This is a genomic window from Leucobacter denitrificans (genome assembly GCF_014396385.1).
GTDB classification, from domain to species: Bacteria; Actinomycetota; Actinomycetes; order Actinomycetales; family Microbacteriaceae; genus Leucobacter; species Leucobacter denitrificans.
In genome coordinates, this window is record NZ_CP060716.1 from 997,811 (window position 1) to 1,022,248 (window position 24,438).

Annotated in this window: 27 protein-coding genes, 2 tRNA genes and 4 pseudogenes; 11 read left to right on the plus strand and 22 right to left on the minus strand. The window is 62.8% G+C overall.

What is annotated here, in order from left to right:
• Nucleotides 1-16: 16 nt before the first annotated feature.
• From H9L06_RS04790 to H9L06_RS04810, 5 genes and pseudogenes are all read right to left on the minus strand, one after another.
• Nucleotides 17-93 (minus strand) — tRNA-Asp (locus H9L06_RS04790).
• 30 nt (nt 94-123) lie between these two features.
• Nucleotides 124-196: transfer RNA gene (locus H9L06_RS04795), tRNA-Glu, on the minus strand.
• Nucleotides 197-309: 113 nt separating this feature from the next.
• On the minus strand, nt 310-594 hold the full coding sequence (locus tag H9L06_RS04800; RefSeq protein ID WP_187556090.1) for a hypothetical protein: 285 nt from the start codon (nt 592-594) through the stop codon (nt 310-312).
• A 70-nt stretch (nt 595-664) separates the two neighbouring features.
• Nucleotides 665-2,007: pseudogene (locus H9L06_RS04805) on the minus strand (M18 family aminopeptidase).
• A 21-nt stretch (nt 2,008-2,028) separates the two neighbouring features.
• A complete protein-coding gene (locus H9L06_RS04810) occupies nt 2,029-3,585 on the minus strand; it encodes a leucyl aminopeptidase family protein (protein WP_187556091.1) in 1,557 nt (518 codons plus the stop codon).
• A gap of 52 nt (nt 3,586-3,637) precedes the next feature.
• Between H9L06_RS04810 and H9L06_RS04815 the strand changes: the two genes are divergently transcribed.
• The 3 genes and pseudogenes from H9L06_RS04815 (at nt 3,638) to H9L06_RS04825 (ending at nt 6,769) form a co-directional block, all read left to right on the plus strand.
• Nucleotides 3,638-5,275, plus strand: coding sequence for a SulP family inorganic anion transporter (locus tag H9L06_RS04815; protein ID WP_187556092.1), 1,638 nt, complete (start codon nt 3,638-3,640; stop codon nt 5,273-5,275).
• Between the two features lie 68 nt (nt 5,276-5,343).
• Nucleotides 5,344-5,592: pseudogene (locus H9L06_RS04820) on the plus strand (LLM class flavin-dependent oxidoreductase); the annotation flags it as partial.
• Between the two features lie 217 nt (nt 5,593-5,809).
• Nucleotides 5,810-6,769, plus strand: a complete 960-nt coding sequence (locus H9L06_RS04825; RefSeq protein WP_141783620.1) for a phosphotransferase family protein — start codon at nt 5,810-5,812, stop codon at nt 6,767-6,769.
• A 90-nt stretch (nt 6,770-6,859) separates the two neighbouring features.
• Here H9L06_RS04825 and H9L06_RS12035 read toward each other — a convergent pair whose 3' ends face one another.
• The 7 genes and pseudogenes from H9L06_RS12035 to H9L06_RS04860 form a co-directional block, all read right to left on the minus strand.
• The gene (locus H9L06_RS12035; protein ID WP_382336369.1) at nt 6,860-7,723 is read right to left on the minus strand and encodes a hypothetical protein; all 864 of its coding nucleotides are present in this window, start codon (nt 7,721-7,723) and stop codon (nt 6,860-6,862) included.
• Nucleotides 7,724-8,183: 460 nt separating this feature from the next.
• Nucleotides 8,184-8,597 (minus strand): annotated as a pseudogene (locus H9L06_RS12040) (relaxase/mobilization nuclease domain-containing protein); the annotation flags it as partial.
• Nucleotides 8,594-9,184 (minus strand): hypothetical protein, encoded by a 591-nt coding sequence (locus tag H9L06_RS04840; protein WP_141783622.1) that lies wholly within the window; start codon nt 9,182-9,184, stop codon nt 8,594-8,596. The gene H9L06_RS04840 and the pseudogene H9L06_RS12040, both read right to left, overlap by 4 nt.
• Complete coding sequence (locus tag H9L06_RS04845; RefSeq protein WP_211350533.1) at nt 9,181-11,433, minus strand: RNA helicase; 2,253 nt, start codon at nt 11,431-11,433, stop codon at nt 9,181-9,183. The genes H9L06_RS04840 and H9L06_RS04845 overlap by 4 nt, the downstream gene beginning before the upstream one ends.
• Nucleotides 11,433-11,681 (minus strand): hypothetical protein, encoded by a 249-nt coding sequence (locus H9L06_RS04850; RefSeq protein ID WP_141783623.1) that lies wholly within the window; start codon nt 11,679-11,681, stop codon nt 11,433-11,435. The genes H9L06_RS04845 and H9L06_RS04850 overlap by 1 nt, the downstream gene beginning before the upstream one ends.
• Nucleotides 11,678-11,893 (minus strand): hypothetical protein, encoded by a 216-nt coding sequence (locus H9L06_RS04855; protein ID WP_141783624.1) that lies wholly within the window; start codon nt 11,891-11,893, stop codon nt 11,678-11,680. The genes H9L06_RS04850 and H9L06_RS04855 overlap by 4 nt, the downstream gene beginning before the upstream one ends.
• 178 nt (nt 11,894-12,071) lie before the next feature.
• On the minus strand, nt 12,072-13,448 hold the full coding sequence (locus H9L06_RS04860) for a recombinase family protein (protein ID WP_425490010.1): 1,377 nt from the start codon (nt 13,446-13,448) through the stop codon (nt 12,072-12,074).
• 92 nt (nt 13,449-13,540) lie between these two features.
• Between H9L06_RS04860 and H9L06_RS04865 the strand changes: the two are divergent.
• Nucleotides 13,541-14,335 (plus strand): annotated as a pseudogene (locus H9L06_RS04865) (LLM class flavin-dependent oxidoreductase); the annotation flags it as partial.
• 179 nt (nt 14,336-14,514) lie between these two features.
• Here the strand turns inward: H9L06_RS04865 and H9L06_RS04870 are convergent.
• Complete coding sequence (locus H9L06_RS04870; protein ID WP_343069263.1) at nt 14,515-15,201, minus strand: aquaporin; 687 nt, start codon at nt 15,199-15,201, stop codon at nt 14,515-14,517.
• Nucleotides 15,202-15,206: 5 nt separating this feature from the next.
• Nucleotides 15,207-15,557 (minus strand): ArsR/SmtB family transcription factor, encoded by a 351-nt coding sequence (locus tag H9L06_RS04875; RefSeq protein ID WP_187556096.1) that lies wholly within the window; start codon nt 15,555-15,557, stop codon nt 15,207-15,209.
• 228 nt (nt 15,558-15,785) lie between these two features.
• Between H9L06_RS04875 and H9L06_RS04880 the strand changes: the two genes are divergently transcribed.
• On the plus strand, nt 15,786-16,190 hold the full coding sequence (locus tag H9L06_RS04880) for an arsenate reductase ArsC (RefSeq protein ID WP_187556097.1): 405 nt from the start codon (nt 15,786-15,788) through the stop codon (nt 16,188-16,190).
• A gap of 199 nt (nt 16,191-16,389) precedes the next feature.
• Here the strand turns inward: H9L06_RS04880 and H9L06_RS04885 are convergent, their stop codons facing one another.
• A complete protein-coding gene (locus tag H9L06_RS04885; RefSeq protein WP_187556098.1) occupies nt 16,390-16,731 on the minus strand; it encodes a hypothetical protein in 342 nt (113 codons plus the stop codon).
• 62 nt (nt 16,732-16,793) lie between these two features.
• Here H9L06_RS04885 and relB point away from each other — a divergent pair, with 62 nt between their 5' ends.
• Nucleotides 16,794-17,018, plus strand: a complete 225-nt coding sequence (gene relB / locus H9L06_RS04890) for a type II toxin-antitoxin system RelB family antitoxin (RefSeq protein WP_187556099.1) — start codon at nt 16,794-16,796, stop codon at nt 17,016-17,018.
• Nucleotides 17,019-17,148: 130 nt separating this feature from the next.
• On the opposite strand, the gene H9L06_RS04895 is transcribed toward relB, so the two are convergent.
• On the minus strand, nt 17,149-17,559 hold the full coding sequence (locus tag H9L06_RS04895) for an ASCH domain-containing protein (protein ID WP_187556354.1): 411 nt from the start codon (nt 17,557-17,559) through the stop codon (nt 17,149-17,151).
• A gap of 196 nt (nt 17,560-17,755) precedes the next feature.
• Nucleotides 17,756-18,217 carry a peptidoglycan-binding domain-containing protein gene (locus H9L06_RS04900; RefSeq protein WP_223165218.1) on the minus strand — a complete coding sequence of 154 codons (462 nt, stop codon included), beginning with the start codon at nt 18,215-18,217 and terminating at the stop codon, nt 17,756-17,758.
• Nucleotides 18,218-18,385: 168 nt separating this feature from the next.
• On the opposite strand from H9L06_RS04900, the gene H9L06_RS04905 reads away from it, so the two are divergent.
• A complete protein-coding gene (locus H9L06_RS04905) occupies nt 18,386-18,868 on the plus strand; it encodes a GNAT family N-acetyltransferase (RefSeq protein WP_187556101.1) in 483 nt (160 codons plus the stop codon).
• Nucleotides 18,869-18,951: 83 nt separating this feature from the next.
• Here the strand turns inward: H9L06_RS04905 and tatA are convergent, their stop codons facing one another.
• The 4 genes from tatA to H9L06_RS04925 form a co-directional block, all read right to left on the minus strand.
• A complete protein-coding gene (gene tatA / locus H9L06_RS04910; protein WP_187556102.1) occupies nt 18,952-19,176 on the minus strand; it encodes a twin-arginine translocase TatA/TatE family subunit in 225 nt (74 codons plus the stop codon).
• Between the two features lie 98 nt (nt 19,177-19,274).
• Nucleotides 19,275-19,472, minus strand: coding sequence for a twin-arginine translocase TatA/TatE family subunit (locus H9L06_RS04915; RefSeq protein WP_187556103.1), 198 nt, complete (start codon nt 19,470-19,472; stop codon nt 19,275-19,277).
• Between the two features lie 39 nt (nt 19,473-19,511).
• Nucleotides 19,512-19,877, minus strand: a complete 366-nt coding sequence (locus tag H9L06_RS04920) for a hypothetical protein (protein WP_187556104.1) — start codon at nt 19,875-19,877, stop codon at nt 19,512-19,514.
• Between the two features lie 34 nt (nt 19,878-19,911).
• Entirely contained in the window at nt 19,912-20,277 is a 366-nt protein-coding gene (locus H9L06_RS04925; protein WP_187556105.1) for a sterol carrier family protein, read from the minus strand.
• Nucleotides 20,278-20,300: 23 nt separating this feature from the next.
• Between H9L06_RS04925 and purD the strand changes: the two genes are divergently transcribed.
• Nucleotides 20,301-21,563, plus strand: coding sequence for a phosphoribosylamine--glycine ligase (gene purD / locus H9L06_RS04930; RefSeq protein WP_187556106.1), 1,263 nt, complete (start codon nt 20,301-20,303; stop codon nt 21,561-21,563).
• 44 nt (nt 21,564-21,607) lie between these two features.
• Here purD and H9L06_RS04935 read toward each other — a convergent pair whose 3' ends face one another.
• A complete protein-coding gene (locus H9L06_RS04935; protein WP_187556107.1) occupies nt 21,608-22,363 on the minus strand; it encodes an SRPBCC family protein in 756 nt (251 codons plus the stop codon).
• A 37-nt stretch (nt 22,364-22,400) separates the two neighbouring features.
• Here H9L06_RS04935 and H9L06_RS04940 point away from each other — a divergent pair, with 37 nt between their 5' ends.
• From H9L06_RS04940 to purQ, 3 genes are read left to right on the plus strand one after another with little or no spacing between them, the layout of a single operon-like run.
• Nucleotides 22,401-23,366 (plus strand): phosphoribosylaminoimidazolesuccinocarboxamide synthase, encoded by a 966-nt coding sequence (locus H9L06_RS04940; protein WP_246454502.1) that lies wholly within the window; start codon nt 22,401-22,403, stop codon nt 23,364-23,366.
• Between the two features lie 58 nt (nt 23,367-23,424).
• Nucleotides 23,425-23,691 (plus strand): phosphoribosylformylglycinamidine synthase subunit PurS, encoded by a 267-nt coding sequence (gene purS / locus H9L06_RS04945; protein ID WP_187556108.1) that lies wholly within the window; start codon nt 23,425-23,427, stop codon nt 23,689-23,691.
• Nucleotides 23,691-24,395, plus strand: coding sequence for a phosphoribosylformylglycinamidine synthase subunit PurQ (gene purQ / locus H9L06_RS04950; RefSeq protein WP_187556109.1), 705 nt, complete (start codon nt 23,691-23,693; stop codon nt 24,393-24,395). Before purS ends, purQ begins: the two co-directional genes overlap by 1 nt.
• Nucleotides 24,396-24,438 lie beyond the last annotated feature (43 nt).

A 24,438-nucleotide genomic window follows, 5' to 3' on the forward strand; every position in this document is an offset into this window, starting at 1 on the left:
AGAAGGGTTCTTTATCTGGCGACCCTGACGGGACTTGAACCCGCGACCTCCGCCGTGACAGGGCGGCGCGCTAACCAACTGCGCTACAGGGCCATGGTGCTATTCAGTTGTAAGTGGTAACAGTGACCCCAACGGGATTCGAACCCGTGCTGCCGCCGTGAAAGGGCGGTGTCCTAGGCCGCTAAACGATGGGGCCGAAGCGATTTCTCGCTTGCTACCGAGATATGAGCTTATGGCACAAACCCGGTCACGCGCAAATCGAGACCCTCGCCGTGCAGCCCTGGCGTGTCGCAAGCCCGAAAACTTGCGTCACCCACCGAGCGCGCGCTGCACTCTGTTGAGTGAAATGTTCTCAAGTCGCTGCACACCGCTGCCGGTTCGCTGCTCGAAGTGATACCCCATACGCCCCTGACTCAGCATGCCTATGAGGTGTGGTTCATCTGGGTTCCACAAAATCCACGTGGGCTGACCATGTACATTTGGTCCGAGGAAGGTGAATTCGATCTCCGACTTACCAATACGTTGGATCTGCGGCGTGAGCCGCTCAGTGGAGAGCGCAACGATACCATCCCCGTGTTGTTGCACCTCGCTCATACGATGATCCTATCTAAACCACAGTGAAAATTCGACGCGAGCCACACCTTGGTTCAGATTCATTTATCCCTCATTTATCAGCGTAAAAAGCGCCGATCACGCGAGCAAGACCGTGCAGGTCGTCGACGTGAGCGAGCTCGCGTGCTGAGTGCATCGAGAGCAGCGGCACGCCGACGTCTACGGTGCGCATTCCGAGCCTCGTTGCGGTGAGCGGTCCGATCGTTGATCCACACGGAACAGTGTTGTTCGAAACGAACGACTGCGTTGGCACCTCGGCCGCTTCACACAGGCGCTGCCAGAGCGCGGCACCGTGCGCGTCGGTCGCGTAGCGCTGGTTTGCGTTGATCTTCAGCATGGGGCCTTTGCCCGCGAGTGGGCGAACGTTCGGATCATGTCGATCCGGGTAATTCGGGTGCACTGAGTGCCCGGCGTCGGCCGAGAGGCACCACGACCCAGCCATTGCCTGCGCTGCCTCTTCGCCACTCGCACCCAGGCCCGCGCGCAAACGAGCGAGCACGTCTTCGAGGAACGGCCCGCACGCCCCTGAGCGCGTCTCTGAGCCGAGTTCTTCATGATCAAACGAGGCGAACATCGAGATCGAATCTGGAGCCGTCTCGGCCTCGATAATCGCGACGAGGCCCGCGAACGTCGAGCTCAAATTATCGAGCCTCGGTGAGGCGAGAAACTCGCGATTCGCACCGATCCGCGCGCCGCTCTGGGTGTCGTAGAGACGCACGTCGGTGCCGACGATGTCGTGGGGGTGGATCGATCCACCATCTGCGGTCAAAACAACGGATGACGCCCCGCGAACGGTTCGCCAGGTTGCGGGAGGTTTGCCGCGTCAGCGAGGATGCGGAGCACCGATGCGCCCGGCGTCGAGACCGCGAGCACCGGCTGCATGTGCCGCTGCTTATCGAGCTCGAGCCCGTTGTTCACCCCGCGATCGAGGTGGATCGCAAGCTGCGGGATGCGCGCGACCGGTGGGGACTGCACGAGCTTCTCTTGCCCGTCACGGGTCACAATGCGACCGGCGAACCCGAGGTCTCGGTCGAGCCACGAGTTGATGAGCGGGCCGCCATACACCTCAACGCCGGCCTGCGACCATCCGTCAGAGACGAAGTCGGGCGAGGGCTTCAGCACGAAGCCAGGCGAGTCGGTGTGCGCACCGAGCACCCGAACCGGGCTCGTCGCGGTGACTTCGCTGCCCGCGCGCCAGGCAATGATCGCGCCGTCGCGCACCACGAAGCCGCGCGACCCAGGTGCCACAGGCCCCCAGGGTTCGGTCTCATCGTGCTCGGTGAACCCCGCCGCGTCGAGCAGGAGGGCCGAGAATCGTGCCGCGTGGTACGAACTCGGTGAAGACGAGACGAAGTTAATGATCTCGTCGATGAACGCATCGCGGTTCGCGAGCAAACTCTCGGCCACTGACGCTCCCTAGTTCGCTTCGCTCTGAGAGGTGCCTTCGCCCGACTCTTCAACCGTGGGCGCTTCGAACGCTGCGGCGAACTCTGCGAGCAGGCGAGCACCGAACCCGGTGGATCCCTGGCTTCGCCAGAGGTCATCGCGTTCAACCTCCATCGTCGCCGCGATGTCGAGGTGGCCCCACGGAAGGTCGTCGACAAATTCGTTCAAGAACAGAGCCGCGAGGATCGCGCCACCGAGCGGTCCTCCGATGTTCGAGAGGTCAGCAATGTTTGACTTCAGCTGTTCGCGGTACCTGTGGTCAAGAGGCAGCGGCCAGATCCGCTCGTCAGTGAGCTTCGCGGCGGCCGAAAGCTGCTCTGCGACATCCTCGTTGTTCGACAGGGTCGCCGCGGTTCCGAGGCCGAGCGCCGCCATCGCGTTGCCGGTGAGCGTCGCGATGTCGACAATTGCGTCTGGGCGACGCTCTTCTTCGGTTGCGAGCACAAGCCCATCGGCCATCACAAGACGACCTTCGGCGTCGCTGTTCTTCACCTCGACGGTCTTGCCGCCGCGCATCGTGAGCACGTCGCCGATCTTTGTCGCGGTGCCCGAGAGCATGTTGTCGGTGCACATGAGCCAGCCGGTCACGACCGACTTGACCCCGAGTTCACGGAACGAGGTCATTGCGGCAAGCACTGCGCCTGCGCCCATCATGTCCATCTTCATGCTGCCCATGGAGTTCGCGGGCTTCAGGCTGATGCCGCCCGAGTCGAACATGATGCCCTTGCCGACGAGTGCGAGGTGCGGGGTTTCTTCGGTCGCGCCCTCTGGCACGTAGCGCAGCTTGACCATGCGCGGTTCCTCGGTGCTGCCAGCGTTTACGCCGAGCAGGCCGCCTGTGCCGAGCTCGACGAGCGCGTCGTGGTCAAACACCTCAACCTCGAGCCCGTGCTTCGAGCCAAGTTCTTCTGAGAGCTCAGCGAATCGAACCGCGTTGAGGTGACGAGGCGGGGCGTTACCCAGGTCACGCGCCAGGCCAGCGATGCGGGAGAGCACAAGCGCCCGATCCACACCCTGCTGCGCGGAATCGCGGTCTGCGTCACCGACGCCGAGCACGAGCTTCTCGAGCGCAACCGTCTTCGCCTCGCTCTTCAGCGCCTCGAAGCGGTAGCGTGCGAGCACCGCACCCTCGGTCGCCGCGAGCGCCGCGTCATGCGCCGAAAGCTCGTCGGTCACCACGGCCGCGAGATCGACACCGAGCGTCGCCACTTCGCCAGCAGCGCGGGTAAAGGCCGCCACCGCGTCGCGCAAGTCGGCGGTCGAAGCAATGCCCTTGCCAACGCCGACGAGCACGCGCAGCGATGCTCCGGGAATGCGCAAGGTCTGCCCCGCAGCACCCGTAAATCCGGCCGCCTTCAGCGACTCGCGAGTGAGCCCGTCGAGCGCACTTGGCAGGTCGCCCTCGGCCGTGACAAACGTCGCGTAAGCCGGGGCCTCGGCGACATCGGCCGCGGTGCCAAGCACGACATCTGCGGTGAGCGCGAGAGAAGGGACGGGATCGAAGGATGAATCAATCACAACAGTCATGGTTCAACCCTACTCTCACAGACCTGCACCGTCGCGGTAAGATGAGGAGGCAATGAACCGCGCTTCGTTCCTCTCCCTGCTCCCCTCACGGGATGACTATAGAGATTTTCGACGCACTTGGAAGGACGATCTTGTCGCGGGCGTCACCGTTGGCATTGTCGCGTTGCCGCTCGCACTCGCGTTCGGCGTGAGCTCAGGTGCCGGCGCCGAGGCTGGGCTCATCACCGCGATCGTTGCGGGCCTCATCGCCGCGGTGTTCGGCGGATCGCACGTGCAGGTCTCGGGTCCGACAGGCGCCATGGTGGTCGTGCTCGCTCCCATCGTCGCCCTGCACGGCGTCGGCACGGTTGCGCTCATCAGTGTCATGGCGGGCATCATCGTCATAGTTGCGGGCGCACTACGGCTTGGCAGGGCGGTGACCTATATTCCCTGGCCGGTGATCGAGGGATTCACCGCGGGTATCGGCATCATCATCTTTATGCAGCAGGTGCCGGCGGCGGTGGGAGTCGCTAACGAAGGCCACTCGACGAACGCAGTCGTCGCAGCGTTTCAGTCGATCGGCGAGGCAAGTTGGCCGGCCGCATTCATGCCAGTCGCCGCGGTCGCAGCAACGGCCGCAATCATGCTCGTGCTCGGGCGCTTCCTCCCCCGCATCCCTGGCTCGTTCATCGCGATCCTTGTCGTGTCGGTCATCGTCATCGGGGCCGGTCTTCCGCTCGCATCGATCGGTGAGCTGCCGAGTTCGCTCCCCGCGCCGTCGCTCCCCTCGTTCAGTCCCGACTTACTCCTCACACTCACTGGCCCCGCGTTTGCCGTCGCAGCGCTCGCCGCAATCGAGTCGCTGCTGTCTGCGCGCGTTGCCGCGACTCTCGCCGACACCGGCACGGTGAATGCTGACCGCGAACTCGTCGGGCAGGGCTTGGCCTCGCTCGTGACCGGGTTCTTCGGTGGTATGCCAGCGACAGGCGCGATTGCGAGAACCGCAGTGAACGTACGCAGTGGGGCCCGCACGAGAGTCGCATCGATCGTGCACGCGCTCATTTTGCTGCTCGTGGTGCTCGTCGCTTCGACGGTCGTCTCAAAGATTCCGCTCGCTGCGCTCTCAGGCGTGCTCATGATGACCGCGGCGCGCATGGTTTCGATCTCGACCATGCGTCAGGTTGCTGGCTCCGGTCGGTCGAGTCTGGCCGTGTACGCAATCACGCTCTTTGTGACTGTTGCGTTTGACCTCGTCGTCGCTGTCGGTATCGGGCTCGCGTTCGCAGCGTTCTTCGCGCTTCGAGCACTCAGCCGCCTGAGCGGCGCGCATCGCGAACCTCTGCCGGGCGAACACGAGTCGGGTGACGAGCGCATCGCACTCTTCCGCATCGATGGGTCGCTGTTCTTTGGCGCGGCGGATCGCCTGAGCGACGAAATCACCCGAGTTCCAGGCATCGAAGTGGTCATTTTGCGGCTTTCGCAGCTGCAGCTCGTCGATTCAACGGGTGCGCACGCACTCGCAGAGCTCATTGAGGTGCTTGAGCGACGGGGCGCGACCGTGCTCATCAAGGGTGTGCGTGATGAGCACCGCGATCTCCTCGAGAAACTCGGAGTGCTCGACGCGCTGCGCCACCCCAATCACCTGTTCGCAGAGCTCGAACCCGCACTCGCTCACGCACGCGATCATGTGCAGCGTCCGCAAGATCATTGATCCACACCTGACGACCCAGCGATTTACATGCGCAGGAATGTAATTGCAACCCGCGCGTTATACCCCACATGCGTTCATTTGGATTTCTCTCGTTCGGTCATTACGGGCCAGTGCCCGGCTCACGCGTGCGCACAGCGGGCGAAATGCTCAAGCAGACGATCGAGCTCGCTGAGGGCGCCGATGAAATTGGTGTGAACGGCGCGTACGTGCGCGTGCACCACTTCGCGCGTCAGGCGGCGTCGCCGATCCCGCTGCTCACCGCGATGGCCGCCCGCACGAAGCACATCGAGGTCGGCACCGGCGTCATCGACATGCGGTAGCGCATATCTCTGCTGTAACACCGGCTATCGGACTGGCTTCGCATCCTTCTCCACCTGTAACGACAACATCAGCTTCGGTAATCGCTCGGGGTCAGCATCGTACGTAGGTGCACCCTCATTGAGAGGTCGTCGACTTGGGGGGCAGGTTCCGCTCACCGCGTTCAGTGCCAGCAGAACCCTACGTCCTGGACTCTGATTTGAGATGATGGATGGCATGGATGATGGAGACTCTGGTGCCCCGCTGGAAGTGATGGATCGACTCATCGCGGCTTCAGGCTTGCCTGCTCCTGTCTCAGTCCAAACGATTGACAGCGACGGCAATGGGCTAGACAACAGGCTGATGAGGGCCGAATTGACCGATGGCCGCATGGTAGTCATGCGGCAGAGCCGAGTGGCTACCACGTCACCGCGTCGGCGAGTCGACTTCCTGCGCGCCAACGGCATCAACACACCGAAGCTCTTTGCATCTGATGACGCTGGAGCCGCACTTTGGGAGTACATCTCCGGTCAAACACTGGCCGATTCAGTCGCGAACGGTACAGCGGACCGCACGGCATGGCGAAGGACCGGTGCTGCCCTGGCCGAATTGCACGCCGTCACATTTCCCGCCTCACTTGAGGGAACAATCGATGCAGATTCTTTGAGCCTACGAACTACCGATCCGGTCGAGAGTTTGCTCGACAACCTCGCTGCTAGCGGTCCATGGGTCGAGAAGCATCGTCCGCGACTGCGCGGTGCTCTCGAACACGTGAGGTGCTTTATCGCTGACCGGGCGACTCAGATCCGTACCGCCCGACCGAGCGTGCTTCATGGCGACGTCAACCTGCTGAACATCGTCGTCAACGAAGACGAAGCGCGGCTGATCGACTGGGATTTCCCACGTGTTGGCCAGCCCCTGGCCGAACTCTCCGCACTTGATGAGCACGCTTACCTCCACGGACTCGACGGTCTCCCTTCTTCGTTCTTCGAGGGGTACGACCGCCCCGTGCCTCGTGACCTGCTCCTGGCCTACCGAATCGTCGGATGCATCGGATGGCTCGCCAGTGGTGACTGGGAGGAGTGGGACCGTGCTCCAGAGCTCCCAGACGCGGCTCGGTCGCGCTTGGACAAGTGGCACCAGCGTCTACTCGACTGGTCGATTGGAATACCCGAGGTAATCACTACGCTCCGGTGATCAAGACTAGCCATCTGAATGACATAGGCCCAGGTCGAGCCACTCGAGCTCGCCTTCTTGGCTCACGCTGCACAGCAGGAGAAGCGCCAGTCACCCGCGCCCCCGCCAGGTCTCTACGAGGCCGGCGACCCAGCGGGCGGACGCGAAGAGCCCGTAGCCGGCCCCGGCGATGCCCACGGCGACCACGAGCCAGCGCCCGATGCCGAGCCACACGCTCCCGTCCACGTCCAGCGCCCACTGCGTGCCTGTGATGAGCCCGGCGATGCCCATCCAGAGCCCGGCGACGACCACGGCGACCGGCAGGAGGGCGAGGCACATCGCGGCGGCGGCACTCCAGAGCTGACGCGCTTCGAGCTTCGCTGTGGCGGCGATGATCCGCTCGGCCCAGGCGTTCGAGGCGTCGAGCTTCGCCGTGACGACCTGTCCTGCCTCCCCGGCGACCTGCTCGACGGCCTTCGCGACCCGATCCTCGGTCCGTTTCTCGATGCGCTGCACCGCGCCGCCGACCTGGCCCACGAGCTTCTGGTTCGCAGCCGCCTGCGCCTTGAGCCCGTCAATCGCCGAGGCCGTAGCCACGTGATTCTTCTGCGCTTCGGCGATCAAACTCTGCGAGGCGGCGCTCAGCCGCTTCCCGTCGAGACTCTTCACGAACTCGCTGAGCGTGCTCTCGATCTCGCTCAGCCTGCTCTCGACGCTCTCGATCTGCGGAGGCATGCCGACGGACTGCTGCGAGGTCGACGCCCGGTCGATGCGCTTCGCCAGCTCCTCGTCCATGACCTTCACGAAGCCCGCCAGCTTCTTCTGCTGCTCGGCCAGCCGGTCGATCCTCGCGTTCTGCGCCTCGACGGCGGCGAGGATCGAGGTCAAGGTCTCCATCATGTCCGGACTGCCAAGCTGCTGCGGCGATCCGCTCTGCTCGTTCTGCTGCTTCAGCCTGTCGAGCGCTGCGCTCATGTTCCTGCTCCTTCTGCTGCTGGTGGTAGTCGAAGAACGCCTGCGCGCCCTCCGGCGTGAAATCTGCCGAGAGTGCGCTCGTGCGCTTGCGGCGCTCGGCGCGCCCGGACTCGCCCCTGCGGTCCTCGATGTAGAGCGTCCAGGTCTCCTTGCCGACGTTCTTCCCGCGCTTGCTCACGGCGGTGTGCAGCCGCATCCGCGGCACCCGGTCGCCGTCATCGCCGAGCTGCTGGTTCTGCTCCGCGATCACCGCTTCGAGACCGGCCTTGTCCGTCGCGCGGGGATCCGCCAGGGCGGCACTCATCCGGTCGCCCATCTCGCGGTCGAGGCCACCCTCAGCGAAGTCCTCGCGGCGCAGCTCCCAGTCCTTCGGCGCGTGCTCCAGCCGCTTCACGACCGAGAGCCCGTGCTCGCGCATCAGCTCATCGTTCGCCGTCTGCACGCCCTTCTGGTTCCCGGCCTTGCGGTCGTGGAACGTCCGGTAGTCCGAAAGGGCCCTACCCGTCTCGTTGTTGTGGTTGATGACGAGGACGTGGTTGTGGGCCTTGCCGCCGCGACCATCGGTGTGGGTGACCACGAGGCAGTCGGAGCGCGGGTGCATCTTCTTCGCGAACTGGTAGCCCAGATCGTTCACCCGCTGCACGTCCTCCGGCCTCGTCGGGTCGAACTCCTCGTCGCTGAACGACTGGCGGTAGTGCAGCGCCTCGACATCCCGCTTGGTGTTCTGCGTGAGTGCCTGGGCGCGGCGCGCGAACGCGCCGGGGCCTCCCGGCACGTCGCACGTGACCGCGACCCCACGCTCGTCCCCCTTGCCTCGGATGTAGCGCTCCGTATCGGCGGCGCTGGCGCTCGGGCTGTAGTGCGTGGTGCTCATGAGGCCGTCCGATCCCCGAGCAGCTCGCGGACCTCGCGCAGCAGCTCGATCAGCTCGGGCACTTCCGCAGAGAGCGCCACGGGCTCACCGGCTCGTGCGCGGCGGTCGAGGTCGTTGACGTTGATCGCGAGCGGGCGCACCTTAGCGGCCAGCTCGCGGGCATCCGCCGAGGCCTGCACGTGCGCCTCGACCCCGAGCAGGTGCGCGGCCACTGCGGCGTCCAGTTCCTCGCTCCGAGAGGCATGGAGCGCATCACGCACGACGGTCCGCACCCACGTGCTCGGAGCCAGTCCGAGCCGCTTCGCACGAGTGCGAAGCGCCCCGAGCGTGGCGTCATCGAAGCGGGTATCGAGCCGCCCGCCGCTGCCACGACGACGCTTCGCGCCGCCGTGACTCTGGCGCACAGCCTCCGCATCAGCCCGACCGGTGTTCACCTGGGAGTCGGCCTGCTGCTCCACCTGTACGCCAGAGTGGCAAGCAGTAGCCCCGTCGGACACATCGCTGGCGCTCGTGTCCTCCGGAGCTGCTTGCGAGGGGCCTCCGGCCCCCTCGACCCCCTGGAAGAGCGCGTCCAGTTCGGTGCTCATCGCGCACCTCCCACGACCAGCAGACCGCCGTTCGCGCGAAGGCGCGCAACCTTCGCATCGAGCGCCTTCTGCTTTGCCTCAACACGGCGCTGGCGCTCGTCCTCGGAAAGCGCCGGGCACTCGTCACCGTGCCGCGCGTAGACGCCCGCCTGCGGGGTAGCACAGGTGCAGAGCCTCAGCTCGCGGTTGTGCTCCTCCAGCTCGGCGAGCCGCTTGCGCTGCTGCTGCTCGACGATCTCCCGGTCACGCTTCGCAGCCTCTTCGGCGGCGGAGATCTCCTCAGCACTCGGCTGGATCGGCTGACCGACTCCGGCGAACTCCGCGAACAGATCGTCTCCGTCGATCGCGTCCAGCTTGGGGCGGGCGATCCGGTCGTGCTGCTCCACGATCGGCGCGACCGTGCGCGCCTCGATCTCCCCGCGAACGCGCTGCCGCTCCGCCGTGTCCTTGATCGCCTTGCACCTGCGTGCCAGCAGCTCCAGATCCTGGCGCATATGCTCGTACCGCTCGTAGCTCTGGTACTCGCGGGTGCCATTAAGCACGCCGGAGTTCACGAAGATCGAGAACTCGCGCTCGGCGACCGGGATGATCACCGGGAAGCGGCGGAATCCCTGCCCGAGGTTCTCCGCTTCGTGCTTGACCCGCACGCCGCCCTGCATCGACTCGTACTCACCCGCCAGGCCGCGGAGGAACTCCTCGTAGCCCTCCGGCCCCGTCACGATGTTCACCCGGTTGATCAGCTGCGTCTTCGAGCCCTTGATGTTCACGATCGGCTTCTCGTCCGGCTCGCGCCACGGGCCGAGGATGCGGAAGAGCATGCCGCGGCTCTTCGCCGTGCGGATCATGTCGCCGACGCGCATGTCCTCCCAGATCACCACCGGCTCGCCGTCGTACCCCTCCCACGAAACGTTCTCGCCGCCTACCTTGAAGTATGGCTTGTCCGCCCCTGGAGCCAGGGCGCGAGCGAGCGCCTTCGCGAGCAAGTCCTTGCCCGTGCCGCCCTCGCCGAACACGTAGAAGTTCATGACCGACTCCGGCGCGTCCTGGTACGAGAGGAAGTCGCCGCGCAACTTCTGGAAGTGCGCCAGGTTGCCCTTCGCGAAGTAGATCGCGGGCTCCTGATCACGGACCTGCTTCAGTGTCAGCGAGCCCTTGCCCACAGCCTGGAAGAGCTTGCTGAGCTTCGCGCCACCGCCACCCTCAGCGGCATTGCGGCGCATCGCCATGTGCGCATCCAGCTCCCGGCCGAAGTCGAAGTTCGCGACGATCCGCCCCCGGCCGTACTGGTACTTACCGGGCTTGCCCTCCTGCGTCTTGTCCACGAGGTAGTGCCGATCCGACTGGTGGATACCGGGGATGGCGTCCTTCCCGCGCGACTCATGCGGCAGGTACTCGCTGAGGTCGAAGAACGCCTTCTCCGCAGCGCCGCGGCCCTTGTGCTCGGTTCCGTCCTGCTCCGCGGTCTCCTTCGGCGGCTTCACGCGAGCCGAGGGAATCGAGAACGCATCGGAGACCGTGCGGATCGTGGGGCGCGGACCCTCCGCGTCGGCGACCCACAGCACCATGTGCGCGTGCAGGCCCTTGATTCCGCAGCACACCGTCTCGCCGGTGCCTTCGTCCACCTCGACCAGGCGGTCATGCGGGTGCCACACGTAGGCCCAGCGATGCAGGCGATCGCCCAGCACCGCGAGCCCCTCGTCGAGCTGCTCCTGCGTGAGCATGACCTCGCCGGTCTCCGGGTGCTCGCGGTACTGCATCACCGAGAACACCCGCGACTGCATCCGGGCGCGCTTCACCTGCTCCGCGCTCTCCGCAGCCTTCGCACGGGCGAAGAACTCCTTCGCCTCGGCGACCTGCGCGGGCGTGGACTCGACAACGAAGGGCTCTACCTCATCGCTGGGATCGGCCCCCGGCACGTCCAGCTCGGCATAGTCCACGACTGCAACTGCGGTGGGCGCCTGTGCAGCCGTTTCCGAAACGGATGCGCGGCCACCCAAGGAGGGCCGCGCATGCTGATCGGCGTTGGTTCCCAGGTCAGAGGTGAGATCAGTGGTCGTGCTGGAGGCGTCGAACTTGATCGTTGCAGCCGTATAGCCGTTTCCTGCGAAATCTTGCTCGGCTGCACGAACGTGGTTCCCGTCGTCCGAATTGGCGACGGGCAGCCCGGCTCCGCCGGGTGCCAGGCCAGGCCCTCCGGGCGGGGTCAGGTCGGCGGGAGCGGTGCTGCTGGTGCGATCCGTGAGACTCATCAGCGCTCACCGCCCTTGCGGTAGCGCTTGATGACGGCCTGGTGGGTGACGCCGAGGGCGTCGCCGATCTTCGCCCAAGTCACGCCCTCGGTGCGGGCGCCGGCGACAGCGATCTCGACGGCCTCTTCCAACACGGAGCGAAGCACGCCGAGGTCGTAGAGGCGAGCCTCGGTATCGGCGAGGGAAGGGTCTCCCTGACGCCAGCGGAACGCATCGACGTGATCGAAGGCGGCAGTGTTGGCGCTCATCGGGCACCACCCATCACGGCGGCGACCGCGGCGCGCTGGCGCGGGGTCAGCGGGGTGCGGGCCAGTCGCTGACCAGCTACGCGGCCAGCTTCGCGAGCGGCTACGACTGCGGGGTCGAGGCCGTGGGCCTTCTTGGCGGGTGCGGTGCTCCGGTCAGGAACGGAGCAGTGGGGCGCAGATGCGCGAGAAGAGTCGATAACGACGGTAGACACTGGAAGTCCTCATGCTTGAACCTCCGGTTCCCCGCCACGGTAGTTGGGCTGTTTGACCGGCTGCTCATCCGGGAGTAGTACCGCCAGCTTCTAAGTCTGGCCCCCGGTGGGATCTTCTTGTCTGCAACCATTCTCCCATGACTCGACTCACCATTGCAATGATGAGTCGAGTCATGAGTCAGTCGCGTCTCGGCTCGATCCGAATGAGGTCGGGGTCGAACTTCACGTGACCAGGAACGATGGGCTCGATCGTCACCGTCACCAGCTCATCCACGAGCATCCGGCGGCGGTCCACGTCCAACGCCTTCCACTTCGACTCGACCACCTCGCGGCGTTCCGCGGTGCCGACCGGCTCGTCCACCTCCGCGAGCAGCTTCGCCGCCACCGACACCGAGCGGTCGAGCAGCTCCGCGTCGATCTCGTCGATGCGTGCCTTCACGTCGTTGATCGCCGCCGTGATCTCCAGGACCGGCTGGTGGATGTCGCGCAGCAGCGGACTCAGCTCCTTCACGCGTTCGACCAGGGCGTTCCGCTCAGTCAGCAGTTCTTCGCGGTCGGGCCCGGCGTCTTCCTGGGGCATCACGAGGTCGTGCACGTCCACCGAGGACAGACGGGTGAGCACCGCCTCGGCGACCATCGCATCGACGGGCTCGCGCTGGCGGGTCAGGTGGAACTTTTCGCCGCAGCGGTACGTCGGGTGCTTGCGGCTGTTCGTCCCCGAGACGAGCGTCGCGCCGCACTTCCCACACAGTCCGATCGTGGACAGAAGGTACTTCGGCTGATTGCCCTGCCTCGCCGACCTCCGCACATTGTCCTCCAGCTTCGCCACCGCGGCCCGCCACGTCTGCTCGCTCACGATGGGCGGGAACATCCCGTCCTGCACCGGGTACAGCTCGCCCGAGGCGTAGTGCTTGATGTAGCCAGCGTATTGCGGATTCGCCAGCAGGTAGCGCACGGCATCGACGGAGAACTCCGACCCGCGGGCAGTGCGGTGACCAGCGCGGTTCAGGTCCTCGCGGATGCGGCGGATCGACAGCGACGGCTCACCGAGGAACGCATCGAACGCCCGCCGAACGGCCTCAGCCTCATCCTCGATCAGTTCACCCTCCCTCGTCCAGCCGAATGCCTTCCACGTGGACGCCGGGATGCCCTCGGCTCGGCGACGCTCGTTCGACCTGATCTGACGTTCAGCCTTGCGCCGTGCCTCGAACCGGGCCAACGCGGCGAGCATCGTCGCCCGGAACTCGCCGTCGGCCGTAGAGAGGTCGATCTCGCCGTCCACCGTGACGACCCTCAGGCCGAGGTCGATCAGCGTGTTCAGATCCTTCGTGCTGCGCAGCAGCCGGTCCATGTCCACCGCGACCACCATCGAGAACCGGCCAGCCTTGGCGTCCTCCAGCATCTCGGCCCAGCGCGTGCCAGCACGGCGCTTCTTCGTCGCCGACACTGCGTTATCCTCGTAGACCTCGACCACATTCCAGTCCTTGGCCTCGGCGAGCGCCCTGATCTTCCGCAGTTGCGTATCGACCGTCCAGCGGTCGCCCTTGCGGTCCATGGAGGCGCGGACGTATGCCGCCACCTCGTTCGTCTTCCTCAGCGCTACCAGTTCGACCATGTAACCAAGCTTACGCGAACGAGTGTTTCAACCTCGATATGCACTACGAAAACCCGCTGTATCTCGCCGAAGAAGCCGCAGCGCTCGACTTCATCGCCGATGGCAGACTCGCGCTCGGCATCAGCCGCGGATCCCCCGAGCCAGCGATTCGCGGATACGAACACTTTGGGTACACGGGCTCGGAAGACCCTCGCGGCGCCGATCTCGCGCGCGAGAAATTCGACCTGTTCCTGCGTGCGATTTCAGGTGAGCGGATCGCAGAGGCCGATCCACAGATGGTGCCTCCCGGCAAGCTCGCGATCGAACCCCACTCACCTACACTGCGCGACCACGTTTGGTGGGGTGCAGGCTCGCGCGCGACCGCCGAAGAGACCGGCCGCAAGGGTTTGAACCTCATGAGCTCAACCCTGCTCACCGAGGCGACTGGCAAGCCGTTTCACGAGCTGCAACGTGAGCAAATCGACGTGTTTCGCGCCGCCTACCGCGAAGCAGGCCACAGTGGATCGCCCCGCGTTTCCGTGAGCCGCAGCGTGTTTCCGATCGTGAACGAACAGGATGAGATGTTCTTCGGGCTGCCGTCGCGCGAGAATCGCGATCAGGTGGGCGTCATCGACGGGATGCAGTCAACGTTCGGGAAGACGTACGCGGCGACGCCCGATGTGCTCATCGAGCAGTTGAAGGCCGACGAGGCCGTGATGGAGGCGGATACGCTGATGCTCACGATCCCGAACCAGCTCGGCCCCGAGTACAACCTGCACATCCTCGAGTCATTCGCGAAGCACGTCGCCCCCGCTCTGGGATGGCAGTCGAGCACAGAGAACGCGTAGCGTTCGAATGCTCGACTGGAGCCGCCACTGCGGCTGCCCACGGAGCGAAGCGAGGGGTGGACGTCAGGCGAGAAAGCACCGCTTTCGAGCCTCGCGTCCAGTGCTGCCCACGGCGGCAGCCCACGGAGCGAAGCGAGGGGTGAGCCGAACTGGGAAGGGCCAGTCGAAGGGAATCGGTTCTAGTCAGAAGCACGAGTCTCAGCCAGCGCTGCTTTTACTGAGGCATCTACGAGGAGTCGAGCAATGATGAGTCCGAGAAATCCGCCAACTATTTGAGCTGCCAGAAATCCCAGGGCACTCAGGGGCGCGATTCCGGCAAAGGTGTCAGAGAACACTCGCCCGAGGGTTACTGCAGGATTCGCAAACGCGGTAGAGCTGGTGGCGAAAAAGGCAGCGCCGATGTATGCCGCCACCGAAACAGCGATCTTCTGATGCTGTTTCAGGCTCACCAATACAAAAATCACGACAACGAGCCCTGCAGTGGCGATTACTTCTGACAGAGCGTGTGGCCAGCCCAATCGCTGGTGCGCACTGAACGAGACGGCATCCAGGCCAAACATGACGTTTGCTAATACCGCACCCACGACTCCCCCGGCGAGCTGTGCGAACACATATTGGAGTGCGTATGTGTTTGTATTACCCAACCCGCGATCAACCAGAGTGATCACCGGATTCAAGTGCGCACCACTGATCGGTTGGAAAATAGTGATCAGTACAAACAGCGCGGACGATGTCGCTAAGGCATTAATGAGCAGCTGAAGTCCCAGGTCATCTGGTGTGAGCCGAGAGGCGGCAATTCCAGACCCGATGATTGCTGCGACAAGCCCCGCGCTTCCGAGAAACTCAGCGAGTAGTCGGCGCATCATTGAGGTCATACAGTAGCGAGGAGGTGCGCGATGCTATCGAGCGCCCCCGGGACAAGACGATAGTAAGCCCAAGTGCCCCGCTTCGTCCGGTTGAGAAACCCAGCATCCACAAGTACCCGTAAATGGTGCGACACTGTCGGCTGGCTCAGGTCGAGAGGTTCGGTGAGATCACAGACACAGGCTTCGCCCTCGTCGTGCGCAGCCACCATCGAGATCAAACGCAGCCTAGCCGGATCAGCTAAGGCTTTTAACTTCCGCGCGAGCTCTTCAGCCTCTTCCGCAGTAACGATCTCACGAGAGATTGGTGCGCAACAGAGCTGCGTCTCGTGTACGTCAAGCGATTCGATAGTTGCCATATACATAGATTCTCATAAATATTGACGCCTGTCGATTTACGCACCATAATCGAAACATCGACATTCATCAATACAGAGAAACGAGCTAACATGTTTGACTGCTGCGACATGCCTGAGTGCCTAGAAATCTGCTTGGATTCCGTCGAGGAATGCTGCTAACGGAGCGCGTGCGCACGCCCCTGGCGGGCCTGCGCACGCGCTCCCCCGTAACCCCCAAGGAGACACCTAATGACCACAACGCCTTCAGTGCTCTTTGTTTGCGTTCATAATGCTGGTCGCTCACAAATCGCTGCCGGATATCTTCAGACCTTCGCAGGAGACAAGGTCAGAGTGCTTTCAGCCGGAAGCGAGCCCGTCGCGTCAATTAACCAGGTTGCCGTAGAGGTGATGGCCGAGGATGGCATCGATATCACCGCTAATACACCGAAACTGTTGAGCACCGATGCAGTGCGAGAGTCCGATGTTGTCATAACTATGGGGTGTGGCGACACCTGCCCCATTTTCCCTGGCAAGCGCTACGAAGACTGGGATCTGGAAGACCCTGCGGGGAAAGACATTAATACTGTACGCCGCATCAGGGATGAGATTCGGCAACGAGTCGAGACCCTCATTTCGGAGCTCTCAAGTCATTGACCGAGCCACACTCCATTTCACGAGCAAACGGTAGCGTCAACGAGACTTCGGCATTCATTAATTTGCATTGCAAAAACCTCCGAAGTATGTGCTTCATGAACCCTTCCCAGCAGCCCGGCCGGAGCAGCCACTGCGGCAGCCCACGGAACGAAGCGAGGGAGGAGCCCAGCTGGGAAGGACCAGTCACAGGCTATTCGATTTAGTCGTGCTCTGCCTCGTTCGCGCAAGCTTCGCCGGGTGGGGCCGAGCAGCCCGTGCCGGATTGGAATGCCGGTTCGCTAGGACCAAGAACGCCGAGGGCCACATAGGTGAGCGCGCCGATCACGATCCCGCCGCCAATCACGAGAAACACTCGCGCCTTGCGCGCTCGCCGGGCAACCGTAGCCGCCCCAACAATCAGCAGAACCGTGCCGATTATGGCTGCATAGAACGGACCGAACGAAGATCCATATAAGCCCGCGACAGCAGCAAGAATACCCAAGAGAACCCAACGGAATCGAACCCCTGGAGTTCCCGGAGTCGCATTCCGGTGATTCGTCATGTTGCGACTCTAGTTCAACTACCAAGAACTGAAAATGTTACGGTGTAACACAGGAGGACCTCATGGCCGCTACAACAATCACCCTTCGTCTCGCAGAGTCAGAGAAGCAGGTGATTGCTGATTTTTCAAAGACTTTCGGCATGAGCATTTCTGAGTTCGTGCGCACCGCAGCACTCTCACGCATCGAAGATGAGCTCGATCTCGTCGCTTGGGAAGACGCGAAGCGTGAGTTCGATGCCAACCCCAAGACACTAACTGCCGACGAGATCGCGGCAAAGTACCTCTAACTGTGGCGTCTCCTCTATTCTCAGCGAGTCGACACACAACTCAACAAGTTCGCCCCAGGTGTTCGCCGTGTCATCGTGGCCTGGCTCAATAAGAACATTGACGAGCGGCAGGATCACAATCTTTACCAGATCATCCTTCACGAATAGGCTCGGCGTAGAGCAGCCGAAAGCGCTCGCAGACAACCGGCATATCGGACACGTAGCCGCGTGGGTTCTCCGAGTAGTTGCGCCAGTAGTGTTCGTGAATTTCGCGCCATGCTGCGAGAGTACGCTCACCTTCGCCCTCTGCGTGCGCGTGTTCCTCAGTCACTTCGTCGAACGGGACAATTGAGATGGCAGTCGTCTCAAGTAATGCCCGCGGTGCGCCTCTCCCGTCCAGGATGATGCTGTATTCGCCTACTGTGGGCACGGGCTCCTTTGAGTGCTCGTAATCCCACAGAGGTGAGGCCGTTCCCGTCTTGATTCCATCAAGCACGAGAGCGAGCAAACCGTCGGCATGGTCTGGAGTAGCTCCGAAGGCCCACGCCTCAGGAATCTTCATGGGCAGAAATGGGATGTTTGAGCGGCAACGCTCCCAAAACTCAGCAATAGCAGACCCTGTACTCACTTCCCCATACTACTTAGCGGAGTGTGACACTATTAGGTACAAGTCAACTGTTTCCCGTAGCTGCTGAGAAGGAGCACGTAGCACGGATGTGTGTGGATCCGACCGAGATGGTTGCGAAGATACTCCTCGCTTAGTACCGCGAAATCGTCACGTATCCAATACCTGTCGAAGTCGCCTTCTCAACCTTGCACCCGGCGTTGTATGCCGCACTCCACGCTGCGTTCTTCGTGGATCCCGAGCTTGAATAGTTGAAGTTCACCTGACCTGCGTAGAAGCAGAGCTGGTTCCAGGTCTTTGGTCCAACAATTCCGTCAGCCGTGAGATGTGCAAACTTTTGGAAGCGCTGTACCTGGGTCTTTGTTTTCGGACCGAACTGGTTATCGACTGCGAGACCGTACCCGCCGTAGCTCTTGCCGTATGTCTGATTGATTCCATTCAGCATTTTCTGAATGTAGCCGATGCAAGCCGCATACCCTCCGTTGGTGTAGTTGTATGCCGTGCAACCCTTTCCGGAGGTTCCGCTGTACGCCTCCGCCTGCGCGGCGGGTGCGACCACACCGAATCCAGCGAGACCGAGAGCGAGTACCCCCACGATTGCCATCTTCTAAAGCGACTTCATTGGTGCCTTTCTTGTGCGCTGATAGTTTCAGCAGCTGTGCTGAAAAATTAGCAGCGCGCGTCGCTACCCCACATCTGACGTTTGGCCAATCTCAATTCGCAACGCGATGCGCGCCGCTTGGCCAAATGTACGATGGGGGTCATGACTACCCCCGACGCTACTCTCAAGGTTCGCCCAATAGCCCTCGTCGACGAGGCGCGCTGGAAAGAGCTCTTCCGCGGGTACCGTGAGTTCTACCGTCTCCCCGAATCCGAGGATGTGGTGGCTCGAGTGTGGTCTTGGCTCATGGACCCCGCACACGAGAGCGAGTCAATCGTCGCCGAGAGCGAGAACGGCATCGTCGCGTTCGGTAATTTCCGTCGCTTCTCCCGCCCCTCAACCGGCACCGTTGGAATCTGGCTCGACGACCTCTTCACTGACCCGAACCTACGCGGCAAAGGTGCGGGCCGCGCGATCATCACAAGGCTCACTGAGATTGCGAACGCAGAGGGGCGTTCCGTGGTGCGATGGATCACCGCCGACGACAACCACCAGGCCCAGGCGTTATATGACCAGATCGCGACTCGCACACACTGGGTCACCTACGATGCTGCACCTGCAGCGGATGAGACACATGAATACTGAGCTGAATCACTTAGTGGTCGCAACAGACGCGATTCTCTGCTCAGATCGCCGCTGCGGGGCGTCAGCGCAGTGCTCCCGGGAAGCTACTCGGGCTTCTTCGGGCTTTCGGGGTCTACGGTGCCGGTTGTGCCGGCATCGGGGGTACCGGGCTCAGCTGTCTTGTCGTCGTCGCCTGAGACCTCTTTCTTGAGGATCTTCATCGACTGGCCGAGGCTCTTCGCGAGCGCTGGGAGCTTCGGTGCACCAAACAACAGCAACACAATGAAGATAATGACGATGAGGGTCGGGCCACTCAAATTGCCGAACATGTGCGAAGTACTCCTCTTGGTGCTGCAAACTCAGGTAAAGCTTCAGTACAAACTACCGCAGATCACTGCGAGATGTGTGAGCAGAACTGAGGTGTGAACTACTTGTTGCTTTCAGTGCTCTCTGTTGAGTGAGGAACGGACTCAGATTGAGTACCTGTGTCGCTTACCTCTTGCTTCAAGATCCTCATTGACTGACCGAGGCTCTTCGCAAGCGCGGGAAGCTTCGGCGCACCAAACAAAAGCAGCACGAGAAAGACGATAACGATGAGGTGCGCGCCAGTAAGCCCTTGGATCATGTGCTGATTATTGCACGGAAGGCTTGGCGAAAACTCGGGTTATTTGGTGTCGTTAACTTCTTGCGCCGATTCGGATTCGGGGACCTCAGGAGCTTCGGGAGTTTCCGTTGCGGCAGGCACCTCGTGTGCCACAACATGATCCACCACTGCTGTGCCACGCTTGCGCTTCGCAACAGCGGTGAGAACAAGCGACAGTACACCGCCGATCGCGAGGCCAATAACCGCGCCGATGAGCAGCATGAACCCTGCGATCTGTCGCATCGTGTACAGCGCGCCCTCAGGGATCGGGAAGAAGAGCGTGATCAGCGCACCAAGTGCACCACCGAGAATCGCACCGCCAATGAGGAGGCGGCCGTAACGCACGGAGCGCTGAAGTTCTACGGTTTGCTGAGTTTCGCTTGCCATAGGTCCATTCTCGCAGGTCTCGCCTGGGAGAATTTCAGGGCTCGATCCGCCGCACGGGGAGCAAGCCCGCGAGATCCGCTCGCGACCCCGATGCGCTGACAGCGCCCGAATCGACGGCCGCGTCCCAGTCGATACGGCCGGTCGCGATGCCGATCCACGTCACTGCATCCATCTCAATCACATTCGGCGGCGTACCCCGCGTGTGCGTGAGACCGCCCACGCACTGCACCGCCCCGAATGGAGGCACTCGAACCTCGACGGCCTTGCCGGGAGCGCGCTCTGCGAGTTCTTCGAGCAGAAACCGGGTTGCGGTTGCCAGCGTGTTTCGCTCGTCGCTGCCCGACACCGCTGCGGCGAGCGCACTCACCCCGTCTTGCTCGCTGATTCTGCGCCTAGCCATGAGCCCAGACTATCCTTGAGTGTGTGAAGATTCTCGTCTTGGGGCCCGGCGCCCGCGAACACGCAATTGTCCTCTCCCTGATCTCAGAAGATGCGGGTCACGAAGTCGTCTGTGCGCCCGGCAACGCGGGGGTTGCGGCTCTTGGTGTTGAAACCGCTGATCTTGCGTTCACTGATCCCGAGGCTGTTGCCGCGTTCGTTGCGGATCGGGGCTTTGACCTCGTCGTCGTTGGTCCGGAGGCTCCGCTTGTTGCTGGGGTTGCCGATCCACTGCGCGCCGCAGGCGTACCCGTGTTTGGGCCTGACGCTGCGGCTGCTCAGCTCGAGGGCTCGAAGGCGTTTGCGAAGCGGATCATGGATGAGGCTGGCGTGCCCACCGGTCAGGCGCGCAAGGTGACCGGCACGGCTGACGCAGGGTCGGTGCTCGACGAGTTCGGTGCACCCTACGTGGTGAAGGCCGACGGCCTGGCCGCGGGCAAGGGCGTGCTCGTCACCGAGGATCGCGATGCGGCCCTCGAGCACGTCGCCACCTGGGCACCACACGGAGAGGTGCTCGTCGAAGAGTTTCTCGACGGCCAAGAGGTGTCGCTGTTCTTCTTCGCAGACGGCCACAACGTCGTACCGCTCACTCCGGCGCAAGACTACAAGCGCATCTTCGACGGCGATGAGGGCCCCAACACCGGCGGCATGGGCGCGTACTCGCCACTCCCCTGGCTGCCGGGCGGAACCGAAGCGTTCATCGACGAGATCACGCGCACCGTCGCGCTTCCGACCGTGCGTCAGCTCGAATCTGAGGGCACTCCGTTTGTTGGGTTGCTTTACTGCGGACTGATCGTTACGTCGAAGGGCGTGCGCGTGATCGAGTTCAACGCGAGGTTCGGCGACCCCGAAACGCAGGTCGTGCTCGCGAGACTCGAATCCCCGCTCAGCGCCTACCTGCTTGCTGCCGCGAAGGGCGACCTGACCGCGGTGCCCGCGCCTGAGTTTGCAGACGAGCCCGCAATGATTGTGGTGCTCGCGAGCGAGGGCTACCCCGGAGACGTCACGACGGGCCGCGAAATCACGGGCCTCGACGACGCTGCCAAGGTGCCGGGTGTGCACCTGGTTCACGCGGCAACGGCCCGCACTGATTCAGGGGGGTGGATCGCGACCGGCGGTCGAGTCCTCGGCGTCGTATCGCGCGGGGAGACCTTTGCAGAGGCCCGCTCACGCGCCTACGCCGCAATGGATGAGATCGGCCTCGAAGGCGGTCAGTTCAGAACCGACATCGCAGAGCGCGTCGCTTAGCCGTTTCAGCCTGAGACCGTTGATGTTCTGAGACGTTAACGGTCTCAGGCACCGCGGATGAGGTCGTCGAACGAAAGTTCCGCCTCGGTCTCTGACTCAGATTCAGTTTCAGCTTCGGATTCGGCTTTCAGTTCAGCTTCAGGCTCAACATTTGGCTCTGCTTCGGCATCAATTTCTGCTTCGGAGTCATCTTCACCGACCTCGGTCGAATCCGGTTCAGCGTCAGGCGAAGTTGGAGCATCAGGCGAAGCCTCAGAGCGATTCTCTTCGTATGGAGCTAGATTTTCGCCTGGCGCTGAGTCGGCAGTTTCAACTGCGGCCTCGACTGTGGTGACGAGGGCGGTGAGCAACTCGATCCACCCCTGCTGCGCGTCGGCGATGCGCTCGCTCGCATCTGCGAAACGACCGAAGCCAGTTTCACTCACAGTGATGTCGGTGCTCTCGCTGGCGCCGACGGCGCCGGAGGGGTACGCACTGTCGGCGCTACCGTCAGCGGTACTTTCGCCAGACCGCAGCGTGAGCAGCACTTCGGTTTCAAACTCATCGGCCGCGTCGCGCCAGCGGAAGCCGAGCACGTGCCCAGAAATGCAGACGTCGATAACGCCGCTCGCGTCGCGAACGACCTCGGAATCGCCCGCCCCGTCGCTCCACTGCTCCGACACCGATCCACCGAGTGAGGCCTCGACCTGCGAGCCTGGCCACCACACCTGCCTGAGTTCTGCATCGACGACGTGGGCCCACACGAGATCGCGAGGTGCACTTGCTGTTTTGCGTGCGAGAACGAGCCCGACTGTTGCCATGAAACAGAACCTCCCTCTCGCGCCCTCAGGCCATTCTATGTCTGAGAGAATGGACGGTGTGAACGCACTCCCCGCACCCCTCGCCCTTGACGGATGGACACATATCTATTCAGGAAAGGTGCGTGATCTGTACGTTCCCGCGGGCGAAGACGCGGCGACGTCGACGTATCTGCTTGTCGTCGCGAGCAACCGTGTGAGCGCGTTTGATCACGTTCTCGAGCCACCGATTCCCGGCAAGGGGGCGCTGCTCACTGCGCTTTCGAACTGGTGGTTCTCGCGCATCGACCTGCCGAACCACTTGGCTGGCGACGACGCACCCGCAGTGCCCGAAGAGGTTGCGGATCGCGCGGTAGTGACCCGCCGCCTCGAGATGTACCCGGTTGAGTGCGTTGTCCGTGGGGCGCTGACGGGCTCGGGGTACAAGGAGTACCTCGAGACGGGGGCGGTGTGCGGCATCGAGCTCCCCGTGGGCATCGCTGACGGCGACCTGCTCGATGAGCCGATCTACACGCCGGCCTACAAGGCGCCCTACGGGGAGCACGACGAGAACATCACGTTCGAGCGCTCGGTCGAGCTCGTAGGTCGCGAGGTTGCGGAGGCGCTGCGCGGCGCCTCACTCAAGATCTTTACGGCAGCGCGTAAGCTCGCGGCGGATCGAGGAGTGGTGCTCGCAGACACGAAGTTTGAGTTCGGACGCGATCCGCATACTGGCGAACTCACCCTCGCTGACGAGGTACTTACGAGCGACTCGTCGCGGTACTGGGACGCGTCGAGCTACCACGACACCGCACTGAGCGGCGCGCAGAGGCTCGCGTCGTTCGACAAGCAGATCGTGCGCAACTGGTTGAAGTCTAACTGGGACATGCAGGGCACTCCCCCTGAGCTTCCCGATGAAATTGTGGATCAGACCTACGAACGCTACCGCGAACTGTATGTGATTCTTACGGGCCACGAACCCCCGTATGCACCGCTCAGGTCTGCGGACGAGGTGTGGGGCGCATAGCCCAAATCTTGCGGCTAAACTAGTACCAGACTGTTCACTCGCGAGTTGGAGGCACTCTTTGCCCACGATTGTTGTTGATGTCATGCCGAAGGCAGAACTGCTCGACCCGCAGGGTAAGGCGACCACCGGTGCGCTGCACCGACTCGGTCACGGCTCGTTCGAAAACGTGCGCATTGGTAAGCGCTTCGAGTTCACCATCGAGGGCGAAGTTACCGACGCTGTGCTCGCTGAGGTGCGCAAGGTTGCCGACGAGATCCTCTCGAACTCGGTGATTGAAGATGTCGTCGCGATCAGCGTTGACGGCGTTGCCGCAGAGGTTCGCTAATGTCGGCCCGTATTGGTGTCATCACCTTCCCGGGTTCTCTCGACGACCGTGATGCGCAGCGCGCAGTTCGCCACGTAGGTGCCGAGCCGGTTGCCCTGTGGCACGGCACGCACGACCTGCAGGGCGTAGATGCGATCATTCTGCCTGGCGGATTCAGCTACGGCGACTACTTGCGCCCGGGCGCGATTGCCGCGTTCTCACCGATCATGACCGAGGTCATTGATGCTGCGAACAAGGGCATGCCCGTGCTCGGCATTTGCAACGGTTTTCAGATGCTTGTTGAGTCGCACCTGTTGCCGGGTGGGCTGATCCGCAATGCGCACCAGCAGTTCATTCGCCGCGACCAGCGCCTTGTCGTCGAGAACGCGTCTACTGCGTGGACGAACACGTTTGAGGCTGGCCAGGAGATCATCATCCCGTTGAAGAACGGCGACGGTGGGTACATTGCGAACGACGAAACCCTCAAGCAGCTTGAGGGCGACGGACTCATTGCGTTCCGCTACGCAGGCATTAACCCGAACGGTTCACTCAACGAAATTGCCGGGCTCACCAACGAGCGCGGCAACGTAGTCGGCCTCATGCCGCACCCTGAGCACGCCATTGAGCCAGGCTTTGGGCCGAATACACCGGCAGCGATGCGCTCGGGTGTCGACGGTCTCGGCTTCTTCGAGAGCGCACTGAACGCGATCACCGCGCGGGTGTAGGGATTCACCTCGCCCGCAGGGCATGGATTCGCAGAATCTGCGC

What these genes read in the sequence shown, in the direction of transcription:
- H9L06_RS04800 (WP_187556090.1), bottom strand. Translation starts at nt 594, where the DNA reads ATGAGCGAGGTGCAACAACACGGGGATGGTATCGTTGCGCTCTCCACT.
- H9L06_RS04810 (WP_187556091.1), bottom strand. Translation starts at nt 3,585, where the DNA reads ATGACTGTTGTGATTGATTCATCCTTCGATCCCGTCCCTTCTCTCGCG.
- H9L06_RS04815 (WP_187556092.1), top strand. Translation starts at nt 3,638, where the DNA reads ATGAACCGCGCTTCGTTCCTCTCCCTGCTCCCCTCACGGGATGACTAT.
- H9L06_RS04825 (WP_141783620.1), top strand. Translation starts at nt 5,810, where the DNA reads ATGGATGATGGAGACTCTGGTGCCCCGCTGGAAGTGATGGATCGACTC.
- H9L06_RS12035 (WP_382336369.1), bottom strand. Translation starts at nt 7,723, where the DNA reads ATGAGCGCAGCGCTCGACAGGCTGAAGCAGCAGAACGAGCAGAGCGGA.
- H9L06_RS04840 (WP_141783622.1), bottom strand. Translation starts at nt 9,184, where the DNA reads ATGAGCACCGAACTGGACGCGCTCTTCCAGGGGGTCGAGGGGGCCGGA.
- H9L06_RS04845 (WP_211350533.1), bottom strand. Translation starts at nt 11,433, where the DNA reads ATGAGTCTCACGGATCGCACCAGCAGCACCGCTCCCGCCGACCTGACC.
- H9L06_RS04850 (WP_141783623.1), bottom strand. Translation starts at nt 11,681, where the DNA reads ATGAGCGCCAACACTGCCGCCTTCGATCACGTCGATGCGTTCCGCTGG.
- H9L06_RS04860 (WP_425490010.1), bottom strand. Translation starts at nt 13,448, where the DNA reads ATGGACCGCAAGGGCGACCGCTGGACGGTCGATACGCAACTGCGGAAG.
- H9L06_RS04870 (WP_343069263.1), bottom strand. Translation starts at nt 15,201, where the DNA reads ATGATGCGCCGACTACTCGCTGAGTTTCTCGGAAGCGCGGGGCTTGTC.
- H9L06_RS04875 (WP_187556096.1), bottom strand. Translation starts at nt 15,557, where the DNA reads ATGGCAACTATCGAATCGCTTGACGTACACGAGACGCAGCTCTGTTGC.
- H9L06_RS04880 (WP_187556097.1), top strand. Translation starts at nt 15,786, where the DNA reads ATGACCACAACGCCTTCAGTGCTCTTTGTTTGCGTTCATAATGCTGGT.
- H9L06_RS04885 (WP_187556098.1), bottom strand. Translation starts at nt 16,731, where the DNA reads ATGACGAATCACCGGAATGCGACTCCGGGAACTCCAGGGGTTCGATTC.
- relB (WP_187556099.1), top strand. Translation starts at nt 16,794, where the DNA reads ATGGCCGCTACAACAATCACCCTTCGTCTCGCAGAGTCAGAGAAGCAG.
- H9L06_RS04895 (WP_187556354.1), bottom strand. Translation starts at nt 17,559, where the DNA reads ATGAAGATTCCTGAGGCGTGGGCCTTCGGAGCTACTCCAGACCATGCC.
- H9L06_RS04905 (WP_187556101.1), top strand. Translation starts at nt 18,386, where the DNA reads ATGACTACCCCCGACGCTACTCTCAAGGTTCGCCCAATAGCCCTCGTC.
- tatA (WP_187556102.1), bottom strand. Translation starts at nt 19,176, where the DNA reads ATGTTCGGCAATTTGAGTGGCCCGACCCTCATCGTCATTATCTTCATT.
- H9L06_RS04915 (WP_187556103.1), bottom strand. Translation starts at nt 19,472, where the DNA reads ATGATCCAAGGGCTTACTGGCGCGCACCTCATCGTTATCGTCTTTCTC.
- H9L06_RS04920 (WP_187556104.1), bottom strand. Translation starts at nt 19,877, where the DNA reads ATGGCAAGCGAAACTCAGCAAACCGTAGAACTTCAGCGCTCCGTGCGT.
- H9L06_RS04925 (WP_187556105.1), bottom strand. Translation starts at nt 20,277, where the DNA reads ATGGCTAGGCGCAGAATCAGCGAGCAAGACGGGGTGAGTGCGCTCGCC.
- H9L06_RS04935 (WP_187556107.1), bottom strand. Translation starts at nt 22,363, where the DNA reads ATGGCAACAGTCGGGCTCGTTCTCGCACGCAAAACAGCAAGTGCACCT.
- H9L06_RS04940 (WP_246454502.1), top strand. Translation starts at nt 22,401, where the DNA reads ATGTCTGAGAGAATGGACGGTGTGAACGCACTCCCCGCACCCCTCGCC.
- purQ (WP_187556109.1), top strand. Translation starts at nt 23,691, where the DNA reads ATGTCGGCCCGTATTGGTGTCATCACCTTCCCGGGTTCTCTCGACGAC.